The following is a 26,356-nucleotide window of genomic DNA, read 5'->3' on the forward strand; positions in this document are numbered from 1 at the left end:
GGCCTTGGGCGCTTGGCTGTTGCAGTGATATAGTTCGCCGCCGGTTCGCGTGCCCGGCGGTGCCGGCGCTTGTCGGCTGCCCAGGGCATTCGAATGTGAGGCTGCATCGCAAGGAGTTTAGATGAGTGCCGACAACGCCTACGCGGTCGAGCTGAAGGGACTGTCCTTCAAGCGAGGGACGCGCAGCATTTTCAATGACATCGATATTCGCATTCCGCGCGGCAAGGTCACCGGCATCATGGGGCCTTCCGGGTGTGGCAAGACCACGCTGCTGCGGCTGATCGGGGCACAACTGCGCCCCAGCGCCGGCGAAGTCTGGGTCAATGGTCAGAATCTTCCCGAGTTGTCTCGCAGCGACCTGTTCGATGCGCGCAAGCACATGGGCGTGCTGTTCCAGAGTGGCGCGCTGTTTACCGATCTTGATGTGTTCGAGAACGTGGCGTTCCCGTTGCGGGTCCATACCGAGCTGCCGGAAGAGATGATCCGCGACATCGTCCTGCTCAAGTTGCAGGCCGTCGGGCTGCGGGGTGCCCTCGACCTGATGCCCGACGAGCTGTCCGGCGGCATGAAGCGTCGGGTCGCGTTGGCGCGGGCGATTGCCCTCGATCCGAAGATCCTCATGTACGACGAGCCCTTCGTCGGGCAGGACCCGATCGCCATGGGCGTGCTCGTGCGCCTGATCCGCCTGCTCAACGATGCGCTGGGCATCACCAGCATCGTGGTCTCCCACGACCTGGCCGAAACCGCGAGCATTGCCGACTATATCTATGTGGTTGGCGATAGCCAGGTGCTGGGGCAGGGCACGCCCCAGGAACTGGCGGATTCTGATAATCCGCGCATTCGCCAATTCATGAAGGGTGATCCGGACGGGCCGGTGGCGTTCCATTTCCCGGCCACGGATTACCGTACCGATCTGCTGGGGAAGCGCTGATGCGCAAGAAATCACTGTTGGAAAGAATTCGCCTGTTTGGCCGCTCCGGCATCGATGTGGTGGCGGTACTGGGCCGTTCCTCGCTGTTCCTGATGCACGCCTTGCTCGGTCGCAACTCGACGGGCGGCGGTTTTGGCCTGCTGGTCAAGCAGTTGCACTCGGTGGGCGTGATGTCCCTGGTGATCATCGTGGTCTCCGGGATCTTCATTGGCATGGTGCTGGCGCTGCAAGGCTTCAGCATTTTGTCCAGCTACGGTTCGGAGCAGGCGGTCGGGCAGATGGTTGCGTTGACGCTGCTGCGTGAGCTCGGCCCCGTGGTCACGGCGCTGCTGTTTGCCGGGCGTGCCGGTTCGGCGCTGACGGCCGAAATCGGTAACATGAAGTCCACCGAGCAGTTGTCCAGCCTGGAAATGATTGGTGTCGACCCGCTCAAGTACATCATTGCCCCGCGCCTGTGGGCCGGTTTCATTTCCCTGCCGGTGCTGGCGATGATTTTCAGCGTCGTGGGGATCTGGGGCGGCTCGTGGGTGGCTGTCGACTGGCTGGGGGTCTATGAGGGTTCCTACTGGTCGAACATGCAAAACAGCGTCGACTTCCTCGACGATGTCCTCAATGGCGTGATCAAAAGTGCCGTATTCGCTTTCGTCGTGACCTGGATCGCCGTGTTTCAAGGCTATGACTGTGAGCCCACGTCAGAGGGGATCAGCCGTGCCACAACCAAGACCGTGGTGTACGCCTCGCTGGCGGTCCTGGGCCTCGACTTTATTCTGACCGCCTTGATGTTTGGAGATTTCTGATGCAAAACCGCACCCTGGAAATCGGTGTCGGCCTTTTCTTGCTGGCTGGCATCCTGGCTTTGCTGCTGCTGGCCTTGCGGGTCAGTGGACTGGCGCCGACGGCAAGCACCGATACTTATAAACTTTATGCCAACTTTGACAATATCGCCGGTTTGACGGTCAGAGCAAAGGTGACCATGGCCGGTGTCACTATCGGCAAGGTCACGGCAATCGATCTGAATCGCGAGGATTTCACTGGTCGGGTGACGCTGCAGTTGGAAAAGCGCGTGGATAACCTGCCGACTGATTCCACTGCATCTATCCTCACGGCTGGGCTGCTGGGTGAGAAGTACATTGGCATCAGCGTGGGTGGGGAAGACGCCGTGCTCAAGGACGGTGGTGTCATCCACGATACGCAGTCGTCCCTGGTGCTCGAGGACCTGATTGGTAAATTCCTGCTCAATACCGTTAGCAAAGACGCCAAATGAGGAGCTTTTGAATGATCTCTATCTTGCGACGTGGCCTGTTGGTGCTGCTCGCCGCGCTGCCGTTGATGGCTAACGCCGTGGCTGCGCCTTCGGCCCATGACATCATCCAGGACACGACGACCCGGCTGTTGGCGGACCTTTCCGCCAACAAAGAGAAATACAAGCAGGACCCAAGTGCGTTCTATGACGCGTTGAACGGCATCGTCGGCCCCGTGGTGGACGCCGACGGCATCTCCAGGAGCATCATGACCGTCAAGTACTCGCGCAAGGCGAGCCCGGCGCAGATGACCCGTTTCCAGGAGAACTTCAAGCGCAGCCTGATGCAGTTCTATGGCAACGCCTTGCTTGAGTACAACAACCAGGGCATCACCGTTTCGCCGGCCAAGGACGAAAGCGGCACCCGCACCAGCGTCGACATGCAGGTCAAGGGTAACAACGGCGCGATCTACCCTGTCTCCTACACACTCGAGAAAATCAACGACGAGTGGAAGGTGCGCAACGTGATCATCAATGGCATCAACATCGGCAAGCTGTTCCGCGATCAGTTCGCCGACGCGATGCAACGCAATGGCAACGATCTGGACAAGACCATCAACGGTTGGGCCGGTGAGGTCGCCAAGGCCAAGGAAGTGGCCGAAGAAGCCAAAGAGAAGCAGGCGCAATGATCGAGTCGGTGAGTGAGTCCGCCGTTCGTCTGGGTGAGGCTGGCGTGCTGATGCTCAGTGGCGTGCTGGATTACCGCACCGGCCCGGCCCTGCGCAAGGAGGGTCGGGCGCTGATCAAGTCCATCAGTGCCGCCGAGGTGGTCATTGACTGCTCGGCGGTACAGAAGTCCAGCAGCGTCGGGCTGTCGCTGCTGCTGTGCTTCATGCGGGACGCCAAGGCTGCCGGCAAAACGTGGAGCATCCGTGGGATGCCCGAAGACATGCGCGAAATAGCTCAGGTCAGCGAGCTGACCGAGTTGTTGGCGCACCCCTGACCCACATTGTTGGAAAAGTCCCCCCGTCAGAGTCCTGCTTCGCGGGGTTCGCAGGCGCGGGGCTTTTTTGTATGATGTGCGACCCGCGCGCACAGGGCGCCGATTGAGGTTGAGCATGCAGGCTGTAGAAGTGAAGAGCTTCCTAGAAGGAAAGCTGCCTGGTACGAAGGTGGAAGTTGAAGGCGAAGGCTGCAACTTCCAGCTGAACGTGATCAGCGATGAACTGGCGACGTTGAGCCCAGTGAAGCGTCAGCAGAGCATCTATGCCCATTTGAACCCATGGATCGCCGATGGCAGCATCCACGCGGTCACGATGAAATTTTTCAGCAGCGCGGCCTGGGCCGAGCGCACCTGAGCCCAAGGGCCTCGAGATTCTTATGGATAAACTGATTATTACCGGCGGCGTTCGTCTTGATGGCGAAATCCGTATTTCCGGGGCAAAGAACTCCGCCCTGCCGATCCTGGCCGCGACCCTGCTGTGCGATGGCCCGGTGACCGTGGCCAACCTGCCGCACCTGCACGACATCACCACGATGATCGAGCTGTTCGGTCGCATGGGCATTGAGCCGGTGATCGACGAGAAGCTCAGCGTCGAGATCGACCCGCGCACCATCAAGACCCTGATCGCCCCGTACGAACTGGTGAAAACCATGCGTGCGTCGATCCTGGTGCTGGGCCCGATGGTCGCGCGCTTTGGTGAAGCCGAAGTTGCCTTGCCTGGCGGTTGCGCCATTGGCTCGCGTCCGGTGGACCTGCACATTCGCGGCCTGGAAGCCATGGGCGCGGTGATCGACGTCGAAGGCGGCTACATCAAGGCCAAGGCGCCGGAAGGCGGCTTGCGCGGCGCGCACTTCTTCTTCGATACCGTGAGCGTGACCGGGACCGAGAACATCATGATGGCCGCCGCACTGGCCAAGGGCCGCAGCGTGCTGCAAAACGCCGCGCGCGAGCCTGAAGTGGTCGACCTGGCGAACTTTTTGATCGCCATGGGCGCCAAGATCAGCGGCGCTGGCACCGACACCATCACCATCGATGGCGTCGAGCGCCTGCATTCGGCCACCTACAAAGTGATGCCGGACCGGATCGAAACCGGCACCTACCTGGTGGCCGCTGCGGTCACCGGTGGCCGCGTCAAGGTCAAGGACACCGATCCGACCATCCTTGAAGCCGTCCTGGAGAAACTCAAGGAAGCCGGTGCCGAAGTCACCTGCGGCGAAGACTGGATCGAAGTGAACATGCACGGCAAGCGGCCAAAAGCCGTCAACGTGCGGACCGCTCCGTACCCGGCGTTCCCGACCGACATGCAGGCGCAGTTCATCTCCCTCAACGCCATTGCCGAAGGCACGGGCGCTGTGATCGAGACGATCTTCGAAAACCGTTTCATGCACGTCTACGAACTGCACCGCATGGGCGCCAAGATCCAGGTCGAAGGCAACACCGCCATCGTTACTGGCACCGAGAAACTCAAGGGCGCGCCAGTGATGGCCACCGACCTGCGGGCCTCGGCCAGCCTGGTGATCTCGGCCCTGGTTGCCGAAGGCGATACCCTGATCGATCGCATCTACCACATCGACCGTGGCTATGAGTGCATCGAAGAAAAACTGCAGATGCTCGGCGCCAAGATCCGCCGCGTACCGGGCTAGTTCCGGTTGCATAGGCACAAGGATGTGCCTGTTGATTTCGTTTCAGGTCGAGGGTGTTTGCACCCTCGATGTGTGTCCGGCGCCGCTTGCGACCGGGCATGAGTACCTTGATAAGGACTGACGTTTCCCATGTTGACCATCGCACTGTCCAAGGGCCGCATCCTTGACGACACCCTGCCGCTTCTGGCTGAAGCGGGCATCGTGCCGACCGAGAATCCGGACAAGAGCCGCAAGCTGATCATCCCCACGACCCAGGCCGATGTGCGCTTGCTGATCGTGCGTGCCACCGATGTGCCGACCTACGTGGAACATGGCGCCGCCGACCTGGGCGTTGCCGGCAAGGACGTGCTGATGGAATACGGCGGCCAGGGCCTGTACGAGCCCCTGGACCTGCAGATCGCCCGCTGCAAGCTGATGACCGCCGGTAAAGTCGGCGCGCCGGAGCCCAAGGGGCGTTTGCGCGTGGCGACCAAGTTCGTCAACATTGCCAAGCGTTACTACGCCGAGCAGGGTCGTCAGGTCGACATTATCAAGTTGTACGGTTCGATGGAGCTGGCGCCGCTGATCGGCCTGGCGGACAAGATCATCGACGTGGTCGACACCGGCAACACCCTGCGGGCCAATGGCCTGGAACCCCAGGACTTCATCGCTGACGTCACCTCCCGGCTGATCGTCAACAAGGCTTCGATGAAAATGCAGCACGCCCGTATCCAGGCTCTGATCGATACCCTGCGCAAGGCAGTGGAATCGCGACACCGCGGCTGATTCACCTGCGCGACCTTGAGTCGCGCCCGTCTATCCGTGTCATAGCCAATTTTCTCAGGTGCCCACGCGAATGGACTGGTAGCTTAGGGCGCCTGAGCATTTGCCATTAATGAGGCCCTCGCTATGACCGCTCCCACTTCGATTCGCCGTCTCAACGCTGCCGACCCGGATTTCGCACATCATCTGGATCATCTGCTGAGCTGGGAAAGCGTGTCTGACGACTCGGTCAATCAGCGGGTGCTGGACATCATCAAGGCTGTGCGCGAGCGTGGCGATGCGGCCCTGGTGGAATTCACCCAGAAGTTCGACGGCCTGCAAGTGGCGTCCATGGCCGACCTGATCCTGCCGCGCGAGCGCCTGGAACTGGCCCTGACCCGGATCACCGTGCCCCAGCGCGAAGCCCTGGAAAAAGCCGCGTCCCGGGTGCGCGACTATCACGAAAGGCAGAAACAGGACTCCTGGAGCTACACCGAAGCCGACGGCACCGTGCTGGGCCAGAAGGTCACGCCGCTGGACCGCGCCGGCCTGTACGTGCCGGGCGGCAAGGCGTCCTATCCGTCCTCGGTGCTGATGAACGCCATCCCGGCCAAGGTCGCCGGCGTGACCGAAGTGGTCATGGTCGTCCCCACCCCGCGCGGTGAAATCAACGAACTGGTGCTGGCCGCCGCCTGCATCGCTGGCGTGGACCGGGTGTTCACCATCGGTGGTGCCCAGGCCGTGGCTGCGCTGGCCTATGGCACCGAAAGCGTGCCGCGGGTCGACAAGGTGGTCGGGCCGGGCAACATCTATGTCGCCACCGCCAAGCGCCACGTGTTTGGCCAGGTCGGCATCGACATGATCGCCGGCCCTTCGGAAATCCTCGTGGTGTGCGACGGCCAGACCGACCCGGACTGGATCGCCATGGACCTGTTTTCCCAGGCCGAGCACGACGAAGACGCCCAGGCGATCCTGGTCAGCCCGGACGCCGAGTTCCTCGACAAGGTCGCCGCCAGCATCGACAAGCTGCTGCCGACCATGGACCGCGCCGAGATCATCAACACCTCGATCAACGGTCGTGGTGCGCTGATCAAGGTCCGCGACATGGAGCAGGCCATCGAAGTCGCCAACCGCATCGCGCCGGAACACCTGGAATTGTCGGTCGCCGACCCGCAGGCCTGGTTGCCGCAGATCCGTCACGCCGGTGCGATCTTCATGGGTCGCCACACCAGTGAGGCCCTGGGTGACTACTGCGCAGGCCCCAATCACGTGCTGCCGACTTCCGGCACCGCGCGCTTCTCGTCGCCGCTGGGGGTGTATGACTTCCAGAAACGTTCGTCGATCATCTTCTGCTCCGAGCAGGGCGCATCCGAACTGGGCAAGACCGCTTCGGTGCTGGCCCGTGGCGAATCGCTGAGCGCCCACGCGCGCAGTGCCGAGTACCGCATTCTTGACGAGCCATCCATTGAAGGGCAGGGGAACTGAAATGAGTAAATTCTGGAGCCCGTTCGTCAAGAACCTGGTGCCCTACGTGCCGGGTGAACAGCCGAAGCTGACCCGGCTGGTCAAGCTCAACACCAACGAAAACCCCTACGGCCCGTCGCCCAAGGCCCTGGCGGCGATGCAGACCGAGCTGAACGACAACCTGCGCCTGTATCCGGACCCCAACAGCGACCTGCTGAAAGGCGCCGTGGCCCGCTATTACGGCGTGCAGAGCAACCAGGTGTTCCTGGGTAACGGCTCGGATGAAGTGCTGGCGCACATTTTTCACGGTTTGTTGCAACACGACCAACCGCTGTTGTTCCCGGACATCAGCTACAGCTTCTATCCGGTGTATTGCGGGCTGTACGGCATCCAGTTCGATGCGGTGCCGCTGGATGCGCAATTCCAGATCGACCCGGCAGACTACGCCAAACCCAATGGCGGGATCATTTTCCCCAACCCGAACGCGCCGACCGGTTGCCTGCTGGCGCTGGAAGCGGTCGAGCAGATCCTCAAGGCCAGCCCGGATTCGGTGGTGGTGGTCGACGAGGCCTATGTCGACTTCGGCGGCGAGACGGCCATCAGCCTGGTGGATCGCTATCCGAACCTGCTGGTGACCCAGACCCTGTCCAAGTCCCGTTCCCTGGCGGGGCTGCGCGTGGGCCTGGCGGTGGGCCATCCGGACCTGATCGAAGCGCTGGAGCGGATCAAGAACAGCTTCAACTCCTACCCGCTGGATCGCCTGGCGAATGTCGGCGGCGCGGCGGCGTTCGATGATCGTGAGCATTTCGACCGGACCTGCCAGTTGGTCATCGAGCACCGTGAATGGGTCGTGGCCCAACTGCAAGCCAAGGGCTTTGAAGTGCTGCCCTCGGCGGCCAACTTCATCTTCGCCCGCCACCCCCGACACGATGCGGCAGGATTGGCGGCGAAACTGCGCGAGCAGGGTGTGATCGTGCGGCACTTCAAACAGGAGAGGATTGCCCAGTTCCTGCGGATCAGCATCGGCACACCGGAGCAGAACCAAGCGCTGGTAGAAGCCCTCGGCGAACTCTAAACCCTGCGTTGAACCTGTGGGAGTCTGTGGGAGCAAAGCTTGCTCGCGAAGGCGGTGTGTCAGTTACTTCAATGTTGGCTGATCCGACGCTATCGCGAGCAAGCTCGCTCCCACAGTTGTTTTGGGGTGTTCACAAGATCGGCGTTCCAGTGCACTTCCCCCTGTGGGAGCGAGCTTGCTCGCGATTGGGCCTTTGGATCAGACCCTGAACTGATTGATCAACCGCCGCTGCTGCTCCGCCAGTTTGGTCAACCCGGCGCTGGCCGCGCTGGATTCGTCGGCGCCGCTGGCGACTTCGTTCGCCACTTGCCCAATGTTGATCACGTTACGGTTGATGTCGTCGGCTACGGCGCTTTGTTCCTCGGCGGCGCTGGCGATCTGGGTGTTCATGTCGTTGATCACCGACACGGCCTGGGTGATCGTTTCCAGGGCCTGGGCCGCTTTCGCCGCATGCTGCACGCTTTCGTCGGTGCGGTTCTGACTGTCTTCCATCACCCGCACCACGTCCCGGGTGCCTTGTTGCAACTGTTGGATCATCGTCTGGATTTCTTCGGTCGCCTGTTGCGTCTTCTGCGCCAGGTTGCGCACTTCATCGGCGACTACCGCGAAACCACGGCCCTGTTCACCGGCTCGGGCGGCTTCGATGGCCGCGTTGAGGGCCAGCAGGTTGGTCTGCTCGGCAATTCCGCGGATGGCGGTGAGGATCGCGTTGATGTTCTCGCTGTCCTTGGCCAGGGTCTGTACCACGCCCACCGCCTTGCCGATTTCCACAGCCAGGGCACCAATGGAGGTGGAGGTGTCCCGCACGATCTGCATGCCCTGGCTGGCAGCCTGGTCTGCATGGCTGGCGGCCTGGGCGGCTTGGGTCGCATTACGGGCCACGTCCTGGGCGGTGGCGGTCATTTCGTGCACGGCAGTGGCGACTTGATCGATCTCCGACATCTGCTTGTGCACGCCCTGGTTGGTGCGGATCGCGATATCGGCGGTGTGCTCCGACGAATCGCTGACGCTCTGCACCGAGGTCACCACCTGGGTGATCATGCCCTGCAACTTGCTCAGGAAGGTGTTGAAGCCCCTGGCGATCGCCCCCAGTTCATCGGCGCGGTCGCTGACCAGGCGACGGGTCAAGTCGCCTTCGCCCTGGGCGATGTCATCGAGCATCGCCACCATCTGCTTGAGTGGCCGGGCAATGCCGTGGCCCACCAGCCAGATCACCAGCAGACCGATGCCGGCAATCACCAGGCCGACTATCGCCATGCCGAAGATGTCGGCCTGGCGCTGATGGTCGAGGTCTTTTTGCAGCGCTTGCAGGTCGGCCATGACCGCGTTCAGCGGCAGCTGCAACATCAGCGTCCAGCGGGCGTTGGTTTCGCCGATGCCGAACGGCATGTACACCTCGATATGCCCGTGTTCTTCGTCGATGTCATAGCGCACTTCGCCGGCGCCCAGCTTGGCGAGATTATCCAGTGCACTGGCGTCCAGCAGGTCGCTGGCCTTTTCTCCGAGTTTGCTCGGGTCCTTGGTGAAGGCAACCAGTCGATTGTTGCTGGAGAGCAAGGCCATCTCCCCTGCGCCGTCGTACAACTTGCCATCGGCGGCCACGAGCATGTCCTGGATGAAGTTCACTGACAGGTCGGCGCCGACGATGCCCTGGAACTTGCCATCGATCATGATCGGCTCGATGAACGAGGCGAGCATGGTCATCGTGCTGCCAACGCGATAGGGCGCCGGGTCGATCACGCAGGCTTTCTTGCTGTCCTGCGAGCACAGGTAGTACTCACTGGCGCGGATGCCGGTGGAAAGCAGTTTCTGGTCGGTCACGTCGGCGAGTTTTTCCAGGCCCAGGGAGCCGTCCTGGTTACGGAACCACCACGGCAGGAAACGCCCATTGGTTTCCATGCCCACCACCTGGCTGTTCACATAGTTGGCGTCGTCATGGTCGATGGCGTTCGGTTCCCAGGCGATGTAGGCACCGAGGATCTTCGGGTTGCGCACCACGGTTTCGCGCAACAGGCTGATCATTTGCTCGCGGGGCACCTTCAATTGCGGGTTGCCGTCCGTGCCGTTCATGCCCATCAAGGCGTTGCTGATGGCCAGGCCGCGGGCGAGCAGCAGCGGGGCTTCCAGTTCCCGCTGGATCAGGCTCGCCTGGGTGCGGGCCAGGGCAGTGAGGCGTTGTTCGATGAGTTGTTCGAACTGCGCCTTGGTCCGCTGTTGCACCATGTCCTGGGTGCGCGCGCCGGCAAACAGCGCGTACAGCACCAGGGCGCCCACCACACTGAGCACGATGGCACCGGCCAGGGCGGCTACGGAAAACTGGATCGATCTGAATTTCATAAAGGCTCCGGACGCGAAAGTGACGTCTGGAGCCGTTATCGGCGTTTCTATGGCGCGGCATGAGGCGTTGTTCGTCGGGTGACTGTTTTAGCTGCGTAGGTGTCGCAAATGGACTGTGTGGGGTCTGTCCGAAAAATCTGTAATCCTTCGTTATGTATCTGGCGCCGATACAAATCAAGGCCTAGGATACGCCCACGTTTCCAGGGAGCTTTTTTTACATGAACAAGACATTGATGGTGAGTGCTCTGAGCGCGGCTCTGCTGCTCACCGGTTGCCAGTCGGTCAATACCACCAGCGGCGGAGCCGTGGGCGTGGAACGCAAGCAGTACATGTTCAGCATGCTGTCGACCGATGAGGTCAACCAGATGTACGCCCAGTCCTATCAAAAGACGATGGGTGAGGCGAGCGCCCAGGGCGCGCTGGACAAGACCAGCAACGAAGCCAAGCGCATCCAGGCCATTGCCGACCGCTTGATCGCCCAGGCGCCCGTGTTTCGCCCGGATTCGGCGCAGTGGAAATGGGAAGTGAACCTGATCAAGAGCGATGAGCTCAACGCCAATTGCGGTCCTGGCGGCAAGATCATGTTCTATACCGGCCTGATCGACAAGTTGAAGCTGACCGACGCTGAAATCGCCGCGGTCATGGGCCACGAAATCGCCCACGCCCTGCGCGAGCACGGGCGCGAAGCGATGTCCAAGGCCTATGGCATCGAGATGGCCAAGCAGGGCGCTGGTGCCTTGTTCGGCCTGGGCCAGGACAGCCTGGCGTTGGCCGACACCGTCGCCAACTATGGCATGACCTTGCCCAACAGCCGTGGCAACGAGAACGAAGCCGACCTGATCGGCCTCGAACTGGCCGCCCGCGCCGGCTACGACCCGAACGCGGCGATCACCTTGTGGAACAAGATGGCCAAGGCCTCGGAAGGCGCGCCGCCGGAATTCATGAGCACCCACCCGTCGTCGAGCAGCCGTATCGCTTCGTTGCAGGCGGCGATTCCGAAGGTGATGCCGCTTTATCAGCAGGCCAAGAAGTAAGCCTCATCATGCTGTGAAACTGTTTTTGTGGCGAGGGAGCTTGCTCCCGCTGGGCTGCGAAGCGGCCCCAAAATCTTGCGGTCGCTGCGCAACCGAGCGGGAGCAAGCTCCCTCGCCACAACAGCCTCAAACCCACCCACTGCTCTGCATCGCCTTGTACACCGCCACGATCGCCAGGACGAAGAATGCCGAGGCGGCCAGGCGGCGGATCAGGGCCAGGGGCAGCTTCTCGGCGGCGAAATTGCCCGCCAGGACCACCGGCACGTTGGCAATCAACATGCCCACGGTGGTGCCGATGATCACCAACCACAACTCCGGGTATTGCGCGGCGAGCATCACCGTGGCGATCTGCGTCTTGTCGCCGATTTCCGCCAGGAAGAACGCAATCAGCGTGGTCAGGAACGGCCCGAACTTGCGGGCCGTGTTCGCTTCCTCATCGTCCAGTTTGTCCGGGACCAGGGTCCACAGCGCCGTGGCCGTGAAGCTTGCCGCCAGTATCCAGTGCAACACCGCATTGGAGAAAAATCCGCTGACCCAGGCCCCTACTGCCCCGGCGGCTGCGTGGTTGGCGAGTGTTGCAGCAATGATGCCGGCGATGATCGGCCAGGGCTTGCGAAAGCGAGCGGCCAGGATAAGTGCGAGCAATTGCGTCTTGTCGCCGATTTCGGCCAGCGCAACGATAGCGGTAGGTACGAGGAGTGAGTCCAGCATCAGGAATTCCTAAAGGGGCGGGTCGACACGGCTATGACACGTACAGCCTTCCCGCCCCGGGTAAGGTGTGCGTGTCATAGGTCTTGTCAAACCCAGCGACCATCTGCGTGGACGCTTGGGCCGCATACGCCATGGTCTGCTGACCAAGTATGTTGACGTATGCCGGGCGAGCATGGCGCTCGCGGGAGACTACTCCCCTAGGACGGAGCGGATTCTGCCTAGGCAAATCCGATTGAGCAAGTGCTGTTGCCTAAAAGATTTCAACCGCGCTTGGCCCGGTAGATGCGAAAGCCCTGGCCTTCGGCCTTGATGGCGCAGACGCCCAGATGCTCCTCGATCAGTGGCTGGTACTTGAGGAAACTATTGGCAACCAGCCGCAGTTCACCACCGTTTTTCAGATGTTTGGCGGCTTTTCGCAGCAGGTTTTCCGTGGCGTGGTAATCGGTGTGCACGCCGACATGGAACGGTGGGTTGCTCAGGATCGCGCTCAAGCCCATCGGCGCGGCGTCGATGCCGTCACCCGTCAGCACCTCGGCCTCCAGGCCGTTGGCGGCCAGGGTCAGGCGACTGCTGGCGGCGGCAAATGCGTCCACGTCCAACAGGGTGACGGTGTTGTGCGGATAGCGCCGCTTGACCGCGGCCCCCAGCACCCCGGCACCGCAGCCGAAGTCCAGCAAATGCCCGCTGGGCAGTTTATCCAGGTGTTCCAACAGCAGCGCACTGCCGCGGTCCAGGCGACCATGGCTGAACACCCCCGGCAGGCTGATGACCTTCAACGGGCCTTCGGCCAGGGGCAATTCGTAGGTCTGGGCCAGACTTTCCAGGGACTTGGCCTCGGGCGCGTTGGCGACGGTGACCTGCCACAGTTGGCAATGCCGCGCACTGTCGAGCTTGCGTGGCTTGCCGAACGGGTTGAGCTGCTTGGACGCGCCTTCGATGCCGCTGCGCTTTTCCCCCACCAGGTACACCTCGCGCCCGGCCAGGCGCGCCGCCACGGCATTGAGGATGTAGTCGGTCAGGTCCTTGGCCTTGGGCAGGAACACCACGGCCGTGTCGAACCCACGCTCGGGTATGTTCACGCCAAAGTGGCTGCGCTCGGGGAAGCGAGCGTCCAGCGCGGCCTGATCACCAGCGTGCCAGCACCAGCCATGGGCCTCTGGCAAACGGCCGAGCAGGTCATCGGCGGGCAGGCCGGCCAGCAAGACCAAACCCTGGAATAACTCGGCCTGACGAAGCAGTACTTCACTGCGCGGATCCATGGTCTGCTCCTTGAAAAAAAGTGCGGCAGTTTATCAACTGACGACACGCCGCGCTGTACCGCTGAAAAAGCCCTGGGCGTTTTCGCTCATTTGCCCGACGATCCGTTGCCGTGCCTCGCGGCTGCCCCAGGCGTTGTGCGGTGTGACGATCAAGCGTGGAATATCGCCGGCCAGCAGCGGGTTGCCTTGGGCCGGCGGCTCCACGCTGAGCACGTCGGTGGCGGCGCCCCCCAAGTGACCGTTGCGCAGGGCTTCGGCCAGGGCCTGTTCGTCGATCAGGCCGCCACGGGCGGTGTTGACCACGAAGGCACCGGGCTTGAGCTGCGCCAGTTCGCGGGCGCCGATGAAGTTCCGAGTGTGCTCGTTGAGCGGGCAGTGCAGGGTCAAGGCATCGACTTGCGGCAACAACTGCTCCAGCGGCAAGCGGTCGGGGCGGGCCGGGCGCCCGGGGATCTGCCCCAGCAGCACACGCATGCCAAAGGCTTCGGCCAGCCGCCCGACGGCACTGCCCAATTCACCATGGCCCAGCAAGCCCAGGGTCTTGCCTTCCAGTTCGACAATCGGATAATCCAGCAGGCAGAACTGCGAAGCCTCTTGCCAGCGACCTTCACCCACCGCTTTTTGATAATCGGCCAGGCGCGTCGCCAGGTTCAGCAACAGCATGATGGTGTGCTGGGCCACCGACGGTGTGCCGTAACCCTGGCAATTGCACACCGTGATGCCATGGCTGCGGGCGGCGGCCAGGTCGACATTGTTGGTGCCGGTGGCGCTGATCAGGATCAGCTTCAGTTCGGGGCTGGCCGCCATGGCCTGTGCATCGATCACGATTTTGTTGGTGATCGCCACGGTGGCGCCTTTGAGCCGCTCGATGACCTGGTCCGGCGTGGTCCGGGCGAACAGTTGCAGGTCACTGAAGCAGCTGCGCAGCGGGCCCAGGTCCAGGTCGCCGAGGTCCAGGGAAGGGTGGTCGAGGAAAACTGCACGAGCGGTGTTCGTCATCAGCTGTACCTTTTATGTGAAGAACCGAAGGCGTAATGTGGCGAGCCTATCAGATGAAATGTGGCCATGGCGGCGTATACCTGTGGCGAGGGCGCAAGCGCTGGGCTCTGTAGGAGCTGGCGAAGCCTGCGATCTTTTGATCTTCGCTTGAGATTCAAGTGTCTGGGGAAAGATCGCAGCCTCGTTGCACTCGTCAGCTCCTACACGCAGTCGAGCGGGAGCAAGCTCCCTCGCCACGGGATTTCATCCAACAAAAGCTTGTCGCAAGGAGCTCCACCATGTACCTCACCGAATTCCTCACCGTCGCCCTGATCCACCTGCTGGCCGTTGCCAGCCCCGGGCCGGATTTTGCCGTGGTGGTGCGCGAAAGCGTGACCCATGGCCGGCGTGCCGGGACCTGGACGGCGCTGGGCGTCGGCACGGCGATTTTCCTGCATGTAGGGTATTCGCTGTTGGGTATCGGCCTGATCGTGTCGCAATCGATCGTGCTATTCAACGCGCTGAAATGGGCCGCCGCCGCGTACCTGCTGTACATCGGCTTCAAGGCACTGCGGGCGCAACCGGCCAAGCCCACCGAGGACAACCTGCACAAAGAGGCCGGTGAGCGTACCCCTCGCGGCGCGTTCACCTCGGGCTTCGTCACCAATGGCCTGAACCCCAAGGCGACGCTGTTTTTCCTGTCGCTGTTCACCGTGGTGATCAACCCACACACGCCGTTGGCCGTCCAGGCCGGTTACGGTGTGTACCTGGCGGTTGCGACGGCTGCCTGGTTCTGCCTGGTGGCGCTGCTGTTCAGCCAGCAACGGGTGCGCGCCGGTTTTGCGCGCATGGGCCACTGGTTCGACCGGACCATGGGCGCGGTGCTCGTCGCCATTGGGGTGAAGCTGGCGTTTACCGAGGCGCATTGACCGTTTCGCCTTTCCTGCGATCGCCCCATGCGGATGTGGGGCGATCAATGCCGTTGGCGGACGTAATCCATGAAAGCGTCGATGTTGTCATTGCATAGCAGTGGCGACACCGCCTTGACTTCCTCCGTCGGCCACGCCCACCAGGCCGACTCAAGCAGGGCCTGACGCACGGGTTCCTCGAAGCGCCAGCGAATGAACCGGCACGGGTTGCCACCCACCATGGCATAAGGCTCGACATCGCGTGTCACTACCGCCCCGGCCGCGACCACGGCGCCATGGCCGATGGTCACGCCCGACAGGATCATCGCTCCAGCGCAGATCCAGCAGTCGCTGCCAATCACCACGTCGCCCTTGGTCGGATTGCTGCCGGGAATGTCCCGGGCTTCGTCGATCATCAGTGGAAATGGAAACGTGCTGATCCAGTCCGTGCGATGCCCTCCGCCCAACAGGATCTTCACCCCTTGGGCGATCGACGTATAAGAGCCGATCTTGAGCGTCGTGTCGTCGCCGAACTCCATCACCTCGGGAATGCCATACGTGCCCACCCCGACCTGGTATTTGGGATAGCGCAGACGGATCTTTTCCGGCGCTCTTTCGAGTTTCTCCAGACGCCTGAGGTGCTTTCGCTCCTTTCGCTCCTTTCGCTCCTTGAGTTTCTGCAAGAATTTCATGATTGGAACCTTGTCATCGGCCATCGCAAGACCAGTCGCTTGAAGCGCTTGAAACTGGTTTTGTTCCAGTGACGCCACGGGATGCTGCGCAACAGTTGCCAGGCTTCCTTCCGGTCTTCGACTACGGCGTACTTCAGCGCTTTGTGCACCAGCACCGTGCGGGCCGACTCGTAGGCGGGGTGGTCCCGATAGGGCTCGATGGCCTGCAGGTCCGACTTGAGCATCAAGCGGTATTTCCTTGACAGGTTATTGGGGTGGCGCCGATAGCGCGTGACGCTGATCGGTAATTCATGGATTGCATACCCCAGGCGGGCGATCCGCAGGGTGATCTGGAAATCCTGGACCCTTAGCTGCGGATCATAAAAATCGGCGTGCTGCAGGGTGCTCATGCGATACAGGGCCGTGGGTGCGCCGATGACCGTGGCGTCGCGCAGCAGATCATCGAAGGTATGCACCTTGATGTGGTCGCGCTGTTGCTCCTTGATGGTCCGGCCCTCGCTGTCCATGTAGATGACCAGCGCGCCGACACAGCCCACCTGCGGATGCTCGTCCAGGTATTGGGCACGGACCCGGATCGAATGGGGCAACATCACATCGTCAAGGTCCGGGGTTGCGACATAAGTGCCCTTGGCATACTTCAGCCCGTGGTTGAGTGCCGCACTGACGCCCTGGTTCTCCTGAGAGTAGAGCTGGAAATCGTAGGTTTGCTGCAACTGCCGCAGCATGACGAGGCTGTTGTCGGTGGAGCCGTCGTCGACCACGATGACCTCAAGGTTCCGGTAATCCTGGGCAAAGAGGCTGTGGATCGCTTCTTCCAGGTATTTCTCGGCGTTGTAGCAAGGGGCCACGATCGACACAAGTGGCGCACCCTGAGGCTCGGTGGCCTGGGATGAGGTCGGTTCGTTGTTCATTATTCTCTGCCAAAAAGTGGTGGCATGCTGGAAACCTGCCAGGGCATTTTTCCCACAGGTTTTTGTAACTAGCCTGATACCTATGCTCGCTGTTGGATCCCGATCTGACAAGGTTTGGCTCCGCAAGGTTTGCGAAACCCTGCGAGGGATGGCCCAAGGCTAGTATTTGCGTGCCAATCAAATCATTCCTTTGGCTGATTTGATCGGTGTATAAGCGCTCTAGAGTGCTAACTTCCAGCCAAGACCGTGCAGTCAGAAAAGGGACTCTTATGTTGCAGACTCGCGTTATTCCTCCAGCCGAAGGCGCCTATCAATACCCGCTGCTGATCAAGCGGCTGCTGATGTCCGGCACGCGTTACGAGAAAACCCGCGAGATCATCTACCGTGACCAGTTGCGCTACAGCTATCCGACGCTGATCGAACGGGTCGCGCGGCTGGCCAACGTGTTGACCGAGGCGGGGGTCAAGGCCGGTGATACCGTGGCGGTGATGGACTGGGACAGCCATCGCTACCTGGAATGCATGTTCGCGATCCCGATGATCGGTGCGGTGATCCACACCATCAATGTGCGCCTGTCACCGGAACAGATCCTCTACACCATGAACCACGCCGAGGACCGCTTCGTGCTGGTCAACAGCGAGTTCGTCGGCTTGTACCAGGCGATTGCCGGGCACCTGACCACGGTGGACAAGACCCTGCTGCTGACCGACCTGCCGGAAAAAACCGCCGACTTGCCGAACCTGGTGGGTGAATACGAGCAACTGCTGGCCGCCGCCGCCCCTACCTACGACTTCCAGGATTTCGACGAAAACTCCGTCGCCACCACGTTCTATACCACCGGCACCACCGGCAACCCCAAGGGCGTGTACTTCACCCATCGGCAACTGGTGCTGCACACCATGGGCGTGGCGACCATCATGGGGTCTATCGACAGCGTGCGGTTGCTGGGCACCAACGACGTGTACATGCCCATCACGCCGATGTTCCATGTCCACGCCTGGGGCCTGCCCTATGTCGCGACCATGCTCGGGCTCAAGCAGGTTTACCCGGGGCGCTACGATCCCGAATTCCTGGTCCAGCTGTGGCGCAAGGAAAAGGTCACCTTTTCCCATTGCGTGCCGACCATCCTGCAAATGGTCCTCAATTCCAAGGGGGCCCAGGACACCGATTTCGGCGGTTGGAAAATCGTCATCGGTGGCAGCGCCCTGAATCGCAGCCTGTACGAAGCGGCCAAGGCCCGGGGCATCCAGCTCACTGCCGCCTATGGCATGTCGGAAACCGGCCCGCTGGTGTCCTGTGCCCACCTCAACGATGAACTGATGGCCGGCAGCGAAGACGAACGCACCACCTACCGGATCAAGGCCGGTGTGCCGGGCCCGCTGGTGGAAGCGGCGATCGTCGACACCGAGGGGCGTTTCCTGCCGGCCGACGGCGAGACCCAGGGCGAACTGGTACTGCGCGCGCCGTGGCTCACCGAGGGCTATTTCAACGAGCCGCAGAAGGGCGCCGAGCTCTGGGCCGGAGGCTGGCTGCACACCGGTGACGTCGCCACGCTGGATAACATGGGCTTCATCGACATCCGTGATCGCATCAAGGACGTGATCAAGACCGGTGGCGAATGGATCTCCTCCCTGGACCTGGAAGACCTCATCAGCCGTCACGTGGCGGTACGCGAAGTAGCAGTGGTCGGCATTCCCGATCCGCAGTGGGGCGAGCGGCCGTTTGCCCTGCTGGTGATTCGCGAAGGGCATCAGATCGGGGCTCGTGAACTCAAGGAACACCTCAAGCCGTTCGTCGAGCTGGGGCACTTGAGCAAGTGGGCGATCCCGAGCCAGATAGCCCTTGTTACGGAAATTCCCAAGACCAGCGTCGGCAAGCTCGACAAAAAGCGCATCCGCGTCGACATCACCGAATGGCAGAGCAACAACAGCACCTTCCTCTCCACGCTTTAGGCCTTTTTACCGTGCCCGAAAGGGCACGGCAGCCCCACCAAGCAAGCGCTTGACTTGTCAAACCGCAAATTTCAGCCATCCTTGCCGTGCCGACACCTGTCGGCCTGGCGAAAGGACTGTTCCAGAGTGGTTGAGGGCTGCAAATCACACTTTAGAGGGATCAAGCCGTACTACCTGCTGGCTATAGTCCGCTCACGGATTCTCAGGAACGGGGCGCACGCACGAAAGGGCGATGCGACCTTGATGGATGTCGGGACGCTGCCGCTCCCAGCCATCGAGGTGTTCTTGAAATGTCCACTGCCATAACAATAATGCACATGGAGTAGCGTCGATGACCTCAGCAACCACGTTCTGGCGCCGGGCAAAACTGCCTCTGGCGGTCAGTCTCGCCTCTTCGCTCGCCGGGCCAGCATTCGGCGTCAGTTTCAACATCGGTGAAATCGAAGGCCAGTTCGACTCGTCCCTGTCGGTCGGCGCGAGCTGGTCCACGGCCAACGCCAACAAGGACCTGATCGGTGTCAACAATGGCGGCAAGGGTTTGTCGCAGACCTCCGATGACGGCCACTTGAACTTCAAGCGCGGGGAAACCTTCTCGAAGATCTTCAAGGGCATCCATGACCTGGAACTGAAGTACGGCGATACCGGCGTGTTCGTGCGCGGCAAGTACTGGTACGACTTCGAACTCAAGGACGAAAACCGCCTGTACAAGGACATCAGCGACAACAACCGCAAGGAAGGCGCCAAGTCCTCCGGCGGACAGATTCTCGATGCATTCGTCTACCACAACTACGCCATCGCCGATCAGCCGGGTTCGGTCCGCCTGGGCAAACAAGTGGTCAGCTGGGGTGAAAGTACCTTCATCCAGGGCGGCATCAACTCCATCAACCCGGTCGACGTGTCCGCGTTCCGTCGCCCTGGTGCCGAGATCAAGGAAGGCCTGATCCCGGTCAACATGTTCTATGTGTCCCAGAGCCTGACCGATAATTTGTCGGCTGAAGCTTTCTACCAGTTGGAGTGGGACCAGACCGTTGTGGATAACTGCGGTACGTTCTTTTCCCAGCCGGATGTGATTGCTGATGGGTGTACCGATAATTTGCGGGTGTTGAGCAAGCGTTCCACGCTCCCAGCCGCCGCGTTGGGCCCAGCGGCCGCACTGGGTGTCGACGTCAACGAAGAAGGCGTACTGGTACGCCGCGGGCCGGATCGCGACGCCCGTGACAGTGGTCAGTGGGGCGCTTCGTTGAAGTACATGTTCGAGCCGCTGGACACCGAGTTCGGTGCCTACTTCATGAACTACCACAGTCGTGCGCCGATTTTCAGTGCCACGGGTGCCTCGCAGTCGGTCTACAACATAGCTGCAGGATTGCCCCCTCCGTTTGCCGGACTGGCGCCTCTGCTGGTTGCAGGCAACTCGCAATATTTCGTCGAATATCCGGAAGACATTCGCCTCTACGGCCTGAGCTTCTCCACGACGCTGCCTACCGGTACGGCGTGGAGCGGTGAATTGAGCTATCGCCCGAATGCACCGGTGCAATTGAGCACCACCGATATCCTGTTCGCCGGCGTTCGCCCGCTCGGTGGTCCTACGTTGGGCAATGCGTCGCTGCTCACGGGTGTGCCAGGCCAGGATCTGCATGGTTATCGCCGCAAGGAAATCACTCAGTTCCAGACCACCTTCACCCACTTCTTGGATCAGGTCATGGGCGCCAGTCGCCTCACACTGGTAGGTGAAGTCGGCGTTACTCATGTTGGAGGCTTGGAAAGCAAGTCGGACGTTCGCTACGGTCGTGACCCTGTCTTTGGTCCGGGTCAACTGCCCGCCGGAGCCTGTGACAGGCTCAACGGCGCTACCGCCGCAGGTGGCGGCCAGACCATCAACGACGTGAACAGCAACTGCAACAACGACGGCTTCACCACCTCCACCTCCTGGGGCTACCGCGCGCGCGCCATCTGGGAATACCCGGACGTCTTCGCGGGTGTGAACCTCAAGCCCAACGTGGCCTGGTCCCATGACGTCAAAGGCTACTCGCCAGGCCCTGGTGGCAACTTCGAAGAAGGCCGCAAAGCGGTCAGCCTCGGGCTGGATGCCGAGTACCAGAACACCTACAACGCCAGCCTGGCCTACACCAACTTCTTTGGTGGCGACTTCAGCACTGTGAACGATCGTGACTTCCTGGCGCTCAGCGTCGGCGTGACCTTCTAAGCACCGTATTTCAGGACGACACACTATGAAAATAACAAAGAATCTGTTGCAGGCCGGTGTTCTGGGGCTCTCCCTGATGGCCGCCAGCGTCATGGCGGCAGTGCCTGCGGCCGAGGCCGATAAACTCGGCAAGAGCCTGACACCGATGGGCGCCGAGATGGCCGGCAATGCCGACGGCTCGATCTCGGCCTGGAAAGCCATGGCCAAGAATGCCGGCTCCGTGGACAGCAAGGGCTTCCTCGCCGACCCATACGCCAGTGAAAAACCGCTGTTCACCATCACCGCGCAGAACGTCGACCAGTACAAGGACAAGCTCGCGCCGGGCCAGTACGCGATGTTCAAGCGTTATCCGGAAACCTTCAAGATGCCGGTCTATCCGACCCATCGCGGTGCGACCGTGCCGGACGAGGTGTTCGCCTCCATCAAGAAAAACGCGGTCAACACCAAGCTGGTCTCCGGCGGCAACGGCCTGGAAAACTTCGAGACGGCTGTGCCGTTCCCGATTCCCCAGAGCGGCGTGGAAGTCATCTGGAACCACATCACCCGCTATCGTGGCGGCAGCGTGACGCGCCTGGTCACCCAGGCCACTCCACAGCCCAACGGTTCGTACAGCCTGGTGTACTTCCGCGACCAGTTCGTGTTCCGCGACAAGATGAAGGATTTCGATCCGGCCAACCCTGGCAACATCCTGTTCTACTTCAAGCAGCAAGTGACCGCGCCGGCGCGCCTGGCCGGTGGTGTGCTGCTGGTGCACGAAACCCTCGACCAGGTGAAGGAACCGCGTTCGGCATGGGTCTACAACGCCGGCCAGCGCCGTGTGCGCCGTGCCCCGCAAGTGTCCTACGACGGCCCGGGTACCGCCGCCGACGGCCTGCGTACCTCCGACAACCTGGACATGTACAACGGCGCGCCGGACCGCTACGACTGGAAGCTGGAAGGCAAGAAAGAGCTGTACATCGCCTCCAACAGCTACAAGATCGATTCGCCGCAACTCAAGTACGCCGACATCCTCAAGGCCGGCCACATCAACCAGGACCTGGCACGCTACGAGCTGCGTCGTGTCTGGCACGTGACCGCGACGCTGAAGGAAGGCCAGCGCCACATCTACGCCAAGCGTGACTTCTTTATCGATGAAGACACCTGGCAAGCTGCGGTGATCGACCACTACGACGGCCGTGGCCAACTGTGGCGCGTGGCCGAGGCCCATGCCGAGAACTACTACGACAAGCAAGTGCCGTGGTACGCCCTGGAAACCCTCTACGACCTGCAGTCCGGCCGCTACCTGGCACTGGGCATGAAGAATGAAGAGAAATCGGCCTACGACTTCGGCTTCACCGCCACCACCGCCGATTTCACCCCGAACGCCCTGCGTCAGGACGGCATCCGCTAAACCGCTTTACCCGAGGCCGCATCCTCGAAGAAACGCCCCGACTGGTTCGGGGCTTTTTTTTGTTCGATCAGTCAACACAAAACCCTGTGGCGAGGGAGCTTGCTCCCGCTGGACTCTGTAGGAGCTGGCGAAGGCTCGGGCCGCGTTCGGACGATCTTTTGATCCTGATCTTTCGCTTTGAGATTCAAGTGTCTGGGGAAAGATCGCAGCCTCGTTTCACTCGACAGCTCCTACACAGCTCCTACAACCCAGCGGGAGCAAGAGCGGTGGCTGCCTGAGTTTTTTCAAGTCGGTCGGCTTGTAGTCTTTTTGTAGCCATTTGTAGCACTCCCTTCAATACCTCCTCGTTTACCGCTAGTCTGCGGACATCTGCAACGCCGCCACCCGCCTTTCAACAAGAGCCGGCCATGACTGATTTGTCTTCACTTCCGGATTCTGCCCGCGCAGCCATCGCGGTACAGGACGGGCGTTTCTACCGCCCGCCCTTGCCCGACGGCCATGTCGTGCGGCCGCGGTTGTGCGAGCGTTTGAGCGCAGGGCTCGGAGGCCGGTTGCTGTTGGTCAGTGCCCCGGCGGGGTTCGGTAAAAGCTCCCTGGCGGTGGAGTTCTGCCAGAGCCTGCCGGCCCATTGGCAAAGCCTCTGGCTGGGGCTCAGCGCCCGGGACAACGATCCAGGCCGCTTCCTTGAACGGTTGCTCGAAGGGCTCCAGGCCTTTTTCCCGCAACTGGGCGGTCGGGCGCTGGGGCTGCTGAAAATGCGTCAGCGTCATCAACCCTTTGCCTTCGAAGAATGGCTCGACGGCCTGTTGGACGAACTGTCCACGCACTTATCGCCTCATGAGCCCTTGTTGCTGGTGCTCGACGATTACCACCTGGCCCAAAGCCCGGTACTGGATCGCTGCCTGCAATTTTTCCTCAATCACCTGCCCGACGGGTTGCTGGTCCTCGTCACCAGCCGCCAGCGCCCGGACTGGCATCTGGCGCGCCTGCGCCTGTCGCGGCAACTGCTCGAACTCAATGAGCAGGACCTGCGCCTGACCCATGACGAAGCCTTGACCCTGCTTCAGCATCACAGCAGTTCGTTGCGCGGTGAGGCGCTGGAAAATCTTATCCGGCGCAGCGAAGGTTGGGTGGCCGGGTTGCGTTTCTGGTTGCTGGCCGCCTCCGAAGCCGGTCCCGAAGGCCTGCTGCCCCAGGCCTTGCACGGCGGCGAAGGGCTGATTCGCGATTATCTGCTTGAAGAGGTCATCGACTGCCTGCCCGCCGAGGTGCAGGCATTTCTCTACGACACGGCCCCTCAGGAGCGCTTTTGCAGCGAACTGTGCGACGCGGTGCGCGAGGCCCATGACAGCGCCGAAATCCTCCGTTACCTGGCGGCCCACCAGGTGTTCCTGGTACCGCTGGACGAGCACGGCCATTGGTACCGATACCACCACCTGTTTTCCGACCTGCTGCGCAGTCGCCCCAGCGCACCGGCCATGGTCCCGGCCGCGACCCTGCACCTGCGGGCCTGTCGCTGGTTCAACGCCCAGGGCCTGATCGACGAAGCCGTGGAGCAGGCGCTGCGGGCCGGGCACCTGGACGTGGCGGCGAACCTGGTGCAGAACCTCTCGGAGGAGCAACTGCTGGCCGAGCAGAACGTCGGCATGTTGCTGCGCTGGAAAATGGACTTGCCCGACAGCCTGCTCATCAGCACTCCGCGACTGATCGTGCTCTACAGCTGGGCGTTGGGGCTGGCCTGCCAGTTGGACGCTGCCGAAGAGCTGGCGGCGCACTTGAGTCGTTTCCTGCCGGCCCCCTCGGCCACTGCGCAAAAATCCATGCTCGCCCAATGGCTGGCCCTGAGTGGGATCGTCGCCCGTGGCCGGGGGGATCGCGAGGCCACCGTGCGGTATTGCAGCGAAGCTTTGGAGAGCCTGCCGCAAAAACGCTACGGCCAGCGCCTGATGTGCCTGTCCACACTGTCGAACCTGGCGATTGCCGACGGCGACCTGTGGCGCGCCCGGAACCTGAACCGCGATTCCCTGGAGCTGGCGCAGCGGGTCGGTAATCCACTGTTCGAGGCCCTGGCCCATTACGATCGTGCCCGGGTCCTGCAGGCGCGGGGAGAGATCCTGCGGGCGCTGGATGAAGTGCACCAAGGCCTGCAACGTTTGCACAAGCTGTCGCCCCAGCGGCTTTATGCGGTGCGGGCGCGCTTGATCATGTACGAAGGTTTTTTGCTGACCTTGCGCATGCAGCCCCAGGTTGGCCTTGCGCGGCTACAGGCGGGTCTCACCGAAGCCCGCGCCTGCCGCGACATCAGCGTGCTGATCGGCCATTGCGTGATCGCGCGTATCGAAGGCTACAGCGGCGAGTTCGCCCGGGCCTTCGCCGAACTGGCGGAAGCCGAGCGGCTGATGCATATCTGGGACGTTCCGCCGATCTACTATCTGGCGATGATCACCCTGGTCAAGTGCGAACTCTGGTTGGCCCAGGGCCGCACCGACCTGGCCGAAGCCTGGCTGGCCCGGCTGGGCCAGACCTACACGGGCGAACGGGCCGCCGCACCACCGGAATTCCACCCGCAACTGCCGCTGCATGTCGAGTTGCAACAGGCGGTGCTGGAGTCCATCCGAGGCCAACCGCTACTCGCGCAAGGACGGCTCGATGCCTTGCTTGAACACGGTCAGCAAAGTGGCCGGCAGATGCTCAGCGTGATGGCGCTCAATCAGAAAGTCGACTTGCTGCTGAGCATAGGGCGTGAACCCGAAGCCCGTCGCACCCTGGCCCAGGCTTTCGAAGCTGCCAGCGGCGGAGTATTGCAGCCCTTCGAGTGGTTGTTCGGCGAGCACCGTGAATGGTTGCGCGAACAGCTGCTGCAAGCACCGCCCAGTACCTTGCGCGAGCACCTGCTCGAACGCCTGCCCTCGACGGTGGCCCAGCCTGCCGACCCGGCGGCGCCGGTCGAAACCCTCAGCAGTCGCGAGCGGGCGGTGTTGCAGTTGATTGCCCAAGGGTGCTCGAACCAGGAAATCAGCGAGCAGTTGTTTATCTCGCTGCACACCGTCAAGACCCACGCCAGCCACATCAACAGCAAACTCGGCGTCGAGCGCCGCACCCAGGCGGTGGCGCGGGCGAAGGCGTTGGGGTTGTTGGGCTGAGCAAGGTTTGGGAGCGGTGAGAAAAATCTGTGGCGAGGGAGCTTGCTCCCGCTGGGCTGCGAAGCAGCCCCCCAACTAATAACCTGACACACCGCGGTGCCAAGTGTAGGGTCGCTTCGCAACCCAACGGGAGCAAGCTCCCTCGCCACAAAGGCTTTGACAAGGAATCCCTCGATGTTGCCCCAGTACAAAACCATCCAATCCCCCGTCGGCCAACTGATCCTCGTCGCCCGGGAGACACGGCTGGCGGCCATCCTCTGGGAAAACGAGCGGCTCAATCGGGTGCGGCTGGGGCCTTTGGAGGAGGACACCCAGCATCCGGTCCTCAAGGAAACCGAGCGTCAGTTGCTGGAATACTTCGCCGGCCAGCGCCGTCGTTTCGAGCTGGAGCTGGACTTCGCGGGCACTGATTTCCAGGTGCGGGTCTGGCAAGCCCTGTTGACGATCCCCTTTGGCGAAACCCGCAGCTACCGCGACATCGCCATCCAGATTGGCCAACCGACGGCGGTCCGGGCGGTCGGCGCCGCCAATGGCCGCAACCCCATCTCAATCATCGCCCCGTGTCACCGAGTCATCGGCAGCTCCGGCAGCCTTACCGGCTTCGCTGGCGGCCTGGCGGCGAAACAGTTGCTGCTCAGCCTTGAAGGCCAGCAGAGCCTGCAATTGGCGTTCTGACCTGCCACCTCTCCTGTGGGAGCGAGCTTGCTCGCGATAGCGGAGTGTCAGCTTGCGAAAATACTG

General features: G+C 61.8%; 23 protein-coding genes, 1 pseudogene and 1 riboswitch. Of the genes and pseudogenes, 17 read left to right on the top strand and 7 right to left on the bottom strand.

The genetic code is table 11. The annotated features are described in order from the left end of the window. Positions 1–121: 121 nt before the first annotated feature. The 10 genes from LOY50_RS04635 (at position 122) to hisC (ending at position 8,097) form a co-directional block, all read left to right on the top strand. The gene (locus tag LOY50_RS04635) at positions 122–931 is read left to right on the top strand and encodes an ATP-binding cassette domain-containing protein (protein ID WP_003197859.1); all 810 of its coding nucleotides are present in this window, start codon (positions 122–124) and stop codon (positions 929–931) included. Beyond that, the gene (mlaE, locus tag LOY50_RS04640) at positions 931–1,728 is read left to right on the top strand and encodes a lipid asymmetry maintenance ABC transporter permease subunit MlaE (RefSeq protein WP_046063856.1); all 798 of its coding nucleotides are present in this window, start codon (positions 931–933) and stop codon (positions 1,726–1,728) included. Before LOY50_RS04635 ends, mlaE begins: the two co-directional genes overlap by 1 nt. After that, positions 1,728–2,195: an outer membrane lipid asymmetry maintenance protein MlaD gene (gene mlaD, locus LOY50_RS04645; RefSeq protein WP_053118499.1), complete on the top strand. Its 468-nt coding sequence runs from the start codon at positions 1,728–1,730 to the stop codon at positions 2,193–2,195. The genes mlaE and mlaD overlap by 1 nt, the downstream gene beginning before the upstream one ends. 11 nt (positions 2,196–2,206) lie before the next feature. Further along, entirely contained in the window at positions 2,207–2,860 is a 654-nt protein-coding gene (locus LOY50_RS04650) for a phospholipid-binding protein MlaC (protein ID WP_214511258.1), read from the top strand. Positions 2,861–2,868: 8 nt separating this feature from the next. Continuing rightward, complete coding sequence (locus LOY50_RS04655) at positions 2,869–3,174, top strand: lipid asymmetry maintenance protein MlaB (protein WP_253471647.1); 306 nt, start codon at positions 2,869–2,871, stop codon at positions 3,172–3,174. A 115-nt stretch (positions 3,175–3,289) separates the two neighbouring features. Continuing rightward, the gene (locus tag LOY50_RS04660) at positions 3,290–3,529 is read left to right on the top strand and encodes a BolA family protein (protein WP_018614022.1); all 240 of its coding nucleotides are present in this window, start codon (positions 3,290–3,292) and stop codon (positions 3,527–3,529) included. Between the two features lie 22 nt (positions 3,530–3,551). Then, positions 3,552–4,817: a UDP-N-acetylglucosamine 1-carboxyvinyltransferase gene (murA, locus tag LOY50_RS04665; RefSeq protein WP_018614024.1), complete on the top strand. Its 1,266-nt coding sequence runs from the start codon at positions 3,552–3,554 to the stop codon at positions 4,815–4,817. A gap of 129 nt (positions 4,818–4,946) precedes the next feature. Next, positions 4,947–5,582: an ATP phosphoribosyltransferase gene (hisG, locus tag LOY50_RS04670; RefSeq protein WP_053178222.1), complete on the top strand. Its 636-nt coding sequence runs from the start codon at positions 4,947–4,949 to the stop codon at positions 5,580–5,582. A gap of 123 nt (positions 5,583–5,705) precedes the next feature. Next, complete coding sequence (gene hisD, locus LOY50_RS04675) at positions 5,706–7,043, top strand: histidinol dehydrogenase (RefSeq protein WP_212797519.1); 1,338 nt, start codon at positions 5,706–5,708, stop codon at positions 7,041–7,043. A gap of 1 nt (position 7,044) precedes the next feature. After that, the gene (gene hisC / locus LOY50_RS04680) at positions 7,045–8,097 is read left to right on the top strand and encodes a histidinol-phosphate transaminase (protein WP_253471649.1); all 1,053 of its coding nucleotides are present in this window, start codon (positions 7,045–7,047) and stop codon (positions 8,095–8,097) included. A gap of 198 nt (positions 8,098–8,295) precedes the next feature. On the opposite strand, the gene LOY50_RS29050 is transcribed toward hisC, so the two are convergent. After that, a complete protein-coding gene (locus tag LOY50_RS29050; protein WP_373557688.1) occupies positions 8,296–9,138 on the bottom strand; it encodes a methyl-accepting chemotaxis protein in 843 nt (280 codons plus the stop codon). Between the two features lie 15 nt (positions 9,139–9,153). After that, positions 9,154–10,434, bottom strand: a pseudogene (locus tag LOY50_RS29055) (HAMP domain-containing protein); the annotation flags it as partial. A gap of 218 nt (positions 10,435–10,652) precedes the next feature. Here LOY50_RS29055 and LOY50_RS04690 point away from each other — a divergent pair. Further along, positions 10,653–11,468, top strand: a complete 816-nt coding sequence (locus LOY50_RS04690) for a M48 family metallopeptidase (RefSeq protein WP_214511263.1) — start codon at positions 10,653–10,655, stop codon at positions 11,466–11,468. 126 nt (positions 11,469–11,594) lie between these two features. On the opposite strand, the gene LOY50_RS04695 is transcribed toward LOY50_RS04690, so the two are convergent. The 3 genes from LOY50_RS04695 to LOY50_RS04705 all read right to left on the bottom strand — a co-directional run bounded on the left by LOY50_RS04695 (position 11,595) and on the right by LOY50_RS04705 (position 14,437). Further along, entirely contained in the window at positions 11,595–12,179 is a 585-nt protein-coding gene (locus LOY50_RS04695; RefSeq protein WP_214511264.1) for a TMEM165/GDT1 family protein, read from the bottom strand. A gap of 89 nt (positions 12,180–12,268) precedes the next feature. Continuing rightward, positions 12,269–12,389: riboswitch (yybP-ykoY riboswitch) on the bottom strand. A 50-nt stretch (positions 12,390–12,439) separates the two neighbouring features. Beyond that, positions 12,440–13,438, bottom strand: coding sequence for a class I SAM-dependent methyltransferase (locus LOY50_RS04700; RefSeq protein WP_258690378.1), 999 nt, complete (start codon positions 13,436–13,438; stop codon positions 12,440–12,442). Between the two features lie 33 nt (positions 13,439–13,471). Next, positions 13,472–14,437 (bottom strand): 2-hydroxyacid dehydrogenase, encoded by a 966-nt coding sequence (locus LOY50_RS04705; protein WP_258690379.1) that lies wholly within the window; start codon positions 14,435–14,437, stop codon positions 13,472–13,474. A 278-nt stretch (positions 14,438–14,715) separates the two neighbouring features. Here LOY50_RS04705 and LOY50_RS04710 point away from each other — a divergent pair, with 278 nt between their 5' ends. Further along, the gene (locus LOY50_RS04710) at positions 14,716–15,345 is read left to right on the top strand and encodes a LysE family translocator (RefSeq protein ID WP_072346960.1); all 630 of its coding nucleotides are present in this window, start codon (positions 14,716–14,718) and stop codon (positions 15,343–15,345) included. Positions 15,346–15,389: 44 nt separating this feature from the next. Here LOY50_RS04710 and LOY50_RS04715 read toward each other — a convergent pair whose 3' ends face one another. Both LOY50_RS04715 and LOY50_RS04720 read right to left on the bottom strand, forming a co-directional pair. Beyond that, entirely contained in the window at positions 15,390–16,016 is a 627-nt protein-coding gene (locus LOY50_RS04715) for a CatB-related O-acetyltransferase (protein ID WP_258690380.1), read from the bottom strand. Beyond that, positions 16,013–16,927: a glycosyltransferase family 2 protein gene (locus LOY50_RS04720; protein ID WP_253471661.1), complete on the bottom strand. Its 915-nt coding sequence runs from the start codon at positions 16,925–16,927 to the stop codon at positions 16,013–16,015. The genes LOY50_RS04715 and LOY50_RS04720 overlap by 4 nt, the downstream gene beginning before the upstream one ends. A 269-nt stretch (positions 16,928–17,196) precedes the next feature. Here LOY50_RS04720 and LOY50_RS04725 point away from each other — a divergent pair, with 269 nt between their 5' ends. The 5 genes from LOY50_RS04725 to LOY50_RS04745 all read left to right on the top strand — a co-directional run bounded on the left by LOY50_RS04725 (position 17,197) and on the right by LOY50_RS04745 (position 26,290). Then, a complete protein-coding gene (locus LOY50_RS04725; RefSeq protein ID WP_253471663.1) occupies positions 17,197–18,879 on the top strand; it encodes a fatty acid--CoA ligase in 1,683 nt (560 codons plus the stop codon). A 331-nt stretch (positions 18,880–19,210) separates the two neighbouring features. Continuing rightward, the gene (locus tag LOY50_RS04730) at positions 19,211–21,082 is read left to right on the top strand and encodes a DUF1302 domain-containing protein (protein ID WP_258690381.1); all 1,872 of its coding nucleotides are present in this window, start codon (positions 19,211–19,213) and stop codon (positions 21,080–21,082) included. A 25-nt stretch (positions 21,083–21,107) separates the two neighbouring features. After that, complete coding sequence (locus LOY50_RS04735; protein WP_258690382.1) at positions 21,108–22,472, top strand: DUF1329 domain-containing protein; 1,365 nt, start codon at positions 21,108–21,110, stop codon at positions 22,470–22,472. 407 nt (positions 22,473–22,879) lie between these two features. Then, positions 22,880–25,615: a LuxR C-terminal-related transcriptional regulator gene (locus LOY50_RS04740; RefSeq protein WP_258690383.1), complete on the top strand. Its 2,736-nt coding sequence runs from the start codon at positions 22,880–22,882 to the stop codon at positions 25,613–25,615. 174 nt (positions 25,616–25,789) lie between these two features. Then, complete coding sequence (locus LOY50_RS04745; protein WP_253471669.1) at positions 25,790–26,290, top strand: methylated-DNA--[protein]-cysteine S-methyltransferase; 501 nt, start codon at positions 25,790–25,792, stop codon at positions 26,288–26,290. Positions 26,291–26,356: the final 66 nt, after the last annotated feature.

Source organism: Pseudomonas sp. B21-010 (genome assembly GCF_024749325.1).
In the GTDB taxonomy this organism is placed as follows: domain Bacteria; phylum Pseudomonadota; class Gammaproteobacteria; order Pseudomonadales; family Pseudomonadaceae; genus Aquipseudomonas; species Aquipseudomonas kilonensis.

Excerpts from the sequence above, each read along its gene's own strand:
- LOY50_RS04635 (WP_003197859.1), top strand. The coding sequence starts at position 122 with ATGAGTGCCGACAACGCCTACGCGGTCGAGCTGAAGGGACTGTCCTTC.
- mlaE (WP_046063856.1), top strand. The coding sequence starts at position 931 with ATGCGCAAGAAATCACTGTTGGAAAGAATTCGCCTGTTTGGCCGCTCC.
- mlaD (WP_053118499.1), top strand. The coding sequence starts at position 1,728 with ATGCAAAACCGCACCCTGGAAATCGGTGTCGGCCTTTTCTTGCTGGCT.
- LOY50_RS04650 (WP_214511258.1), top strand. The coding sequence starts at position 2,207 with ATGATCTCTATCTTGCGACGTGGCCTGTTGGTGCTGCTCGCCGCGCTG.
- LOY50_RS04660 (WP_018614022.1), top strand. The coding sequence starts at position 3,290 with ATGCAGGCTGTAGAAGTGAAGAGCTTCCTAGAAGGAAAGCTGCCTGGT.
- murA (WP_018614024.1), top strand. The coding sequence starts at position 3,552 with ATGGATAAACTGATTATTACCGGCGGCGTTCGTCTTGATGGCGAAATC.
- hisG (WP_053178222.1), top strand. The coding sequence starts at position 4,947 with ATGTTGACCATCGCACTGTCCAAGGGCCGCATCCTTGACGACACCCTG.
- hisD (WP_212797519.1), top strand. The coding sequence starts at position 5,706 with ATGACCGCTCCCACTTCGATTCGCCGTCTCAACGCTGCCGACCCGGAT.
- hisC (WP_253471649.1), top strand. The coding sequence starts at position 7,045 with ATGAGTAAATTCTGGAGCCCGTTCGTCAAGAACCTGGTGCCCTACGTG.
- LOY50_RS29050 (WP_373557688.1), bottom strand. The coding sequence starts at position 9,138 with ATGATCACCCAGGTGGTGACCTCGGTGCAGAGCGTCAGCGATTCGTCG.
- LOY50_RS04690 (WP_214511263.1), top strand. The coding sequence starts at position 10,653 with ATGAACAAGACATTGATGGTGAGTGCTCTGAGCGCGGCTCTGCTGCTC.
- LOY50_RS04695 (WP_214511264.1), bottom strand. The coding sequence starts at position 12,179 with ATGCTGGACTCACTCCTCGTACCTACCGCTATCGTTGCGCTGGCCGAA.
- LOY50_RS04700 (WP_258690378.1), bottom strand. The coding sequence starts at position 13,438 with ATGGATCCGCGCAGTGAAGTACTGCTTCGTCAGGCCGAGTTATTCCAG.
- LOY50_RS04705 (WP_258690379.1), bottom strand. The coding sequence starts at position 14,437 with ATGACGAACACCGCTCGTGCAGTTTTCCTCGACCACCCTTCCCTGGAC.
- LOY50_RS04710 (WP_072346960.1), top strand. The coding sequence starts at position 14,716 with ATGTACCTCACCGAATTCCTCACCGTCGCCCTGATCCACCTGCTGGCC.
- LOY50_RS04715 (WP_258690380.1), bottom strand. The coding sequence starts at position 16,016 with ATGAAATTCTTGCAGAAACTCAAGGAGCGAAAGGAGCGAAAGGAGCGA.
- LOY50_RS04720 (WP_253471661.1), bottom strand. The coding sequence starts at position 16,927 with ATGAACAACGAACCGACCTCATCCCAGGCCACCGAGCCTCAGGGTGCG.
- LOY50_RS04725 (WP_253471663.1), top strand. The coding sequence starts at position 17,197 with ATGTTGCAGACTCGCGTTATTCCTCCAGCCGAAGGCGCCTATCAATAC.
- LOY50_RS04730 (WP_258690381.1), top strand. The coding sequence starts at position 19,211 with ATGACCTCAGCAACCACGTTCTGGCGCCGGGCAAAACTGCCTCTGGCG.
- LOY50_RS04735 (WP_258690382.1), top strand. The coding sequence starts at position 21,108 with ATGAAAATAACAAAGAATCTGTTGCAGGCCGGTGTTCTGGGGCTCTCC.
- LOY50_RS04740 (WP_258690383.1), top strand. The coding sequence starts at position 22,880 with ATGACTGATTTGTCTTCACTTCCGGATTCTGCCCGCGCAGCCATCGCG.
- LOY50_RS04745 (WP_253471669.1), top strand. The coding sequence starts at position 25,790 with ATGTTGCCCCAGTACAAAACCATCCAATCCCCCGTCGGCCAACTGATC.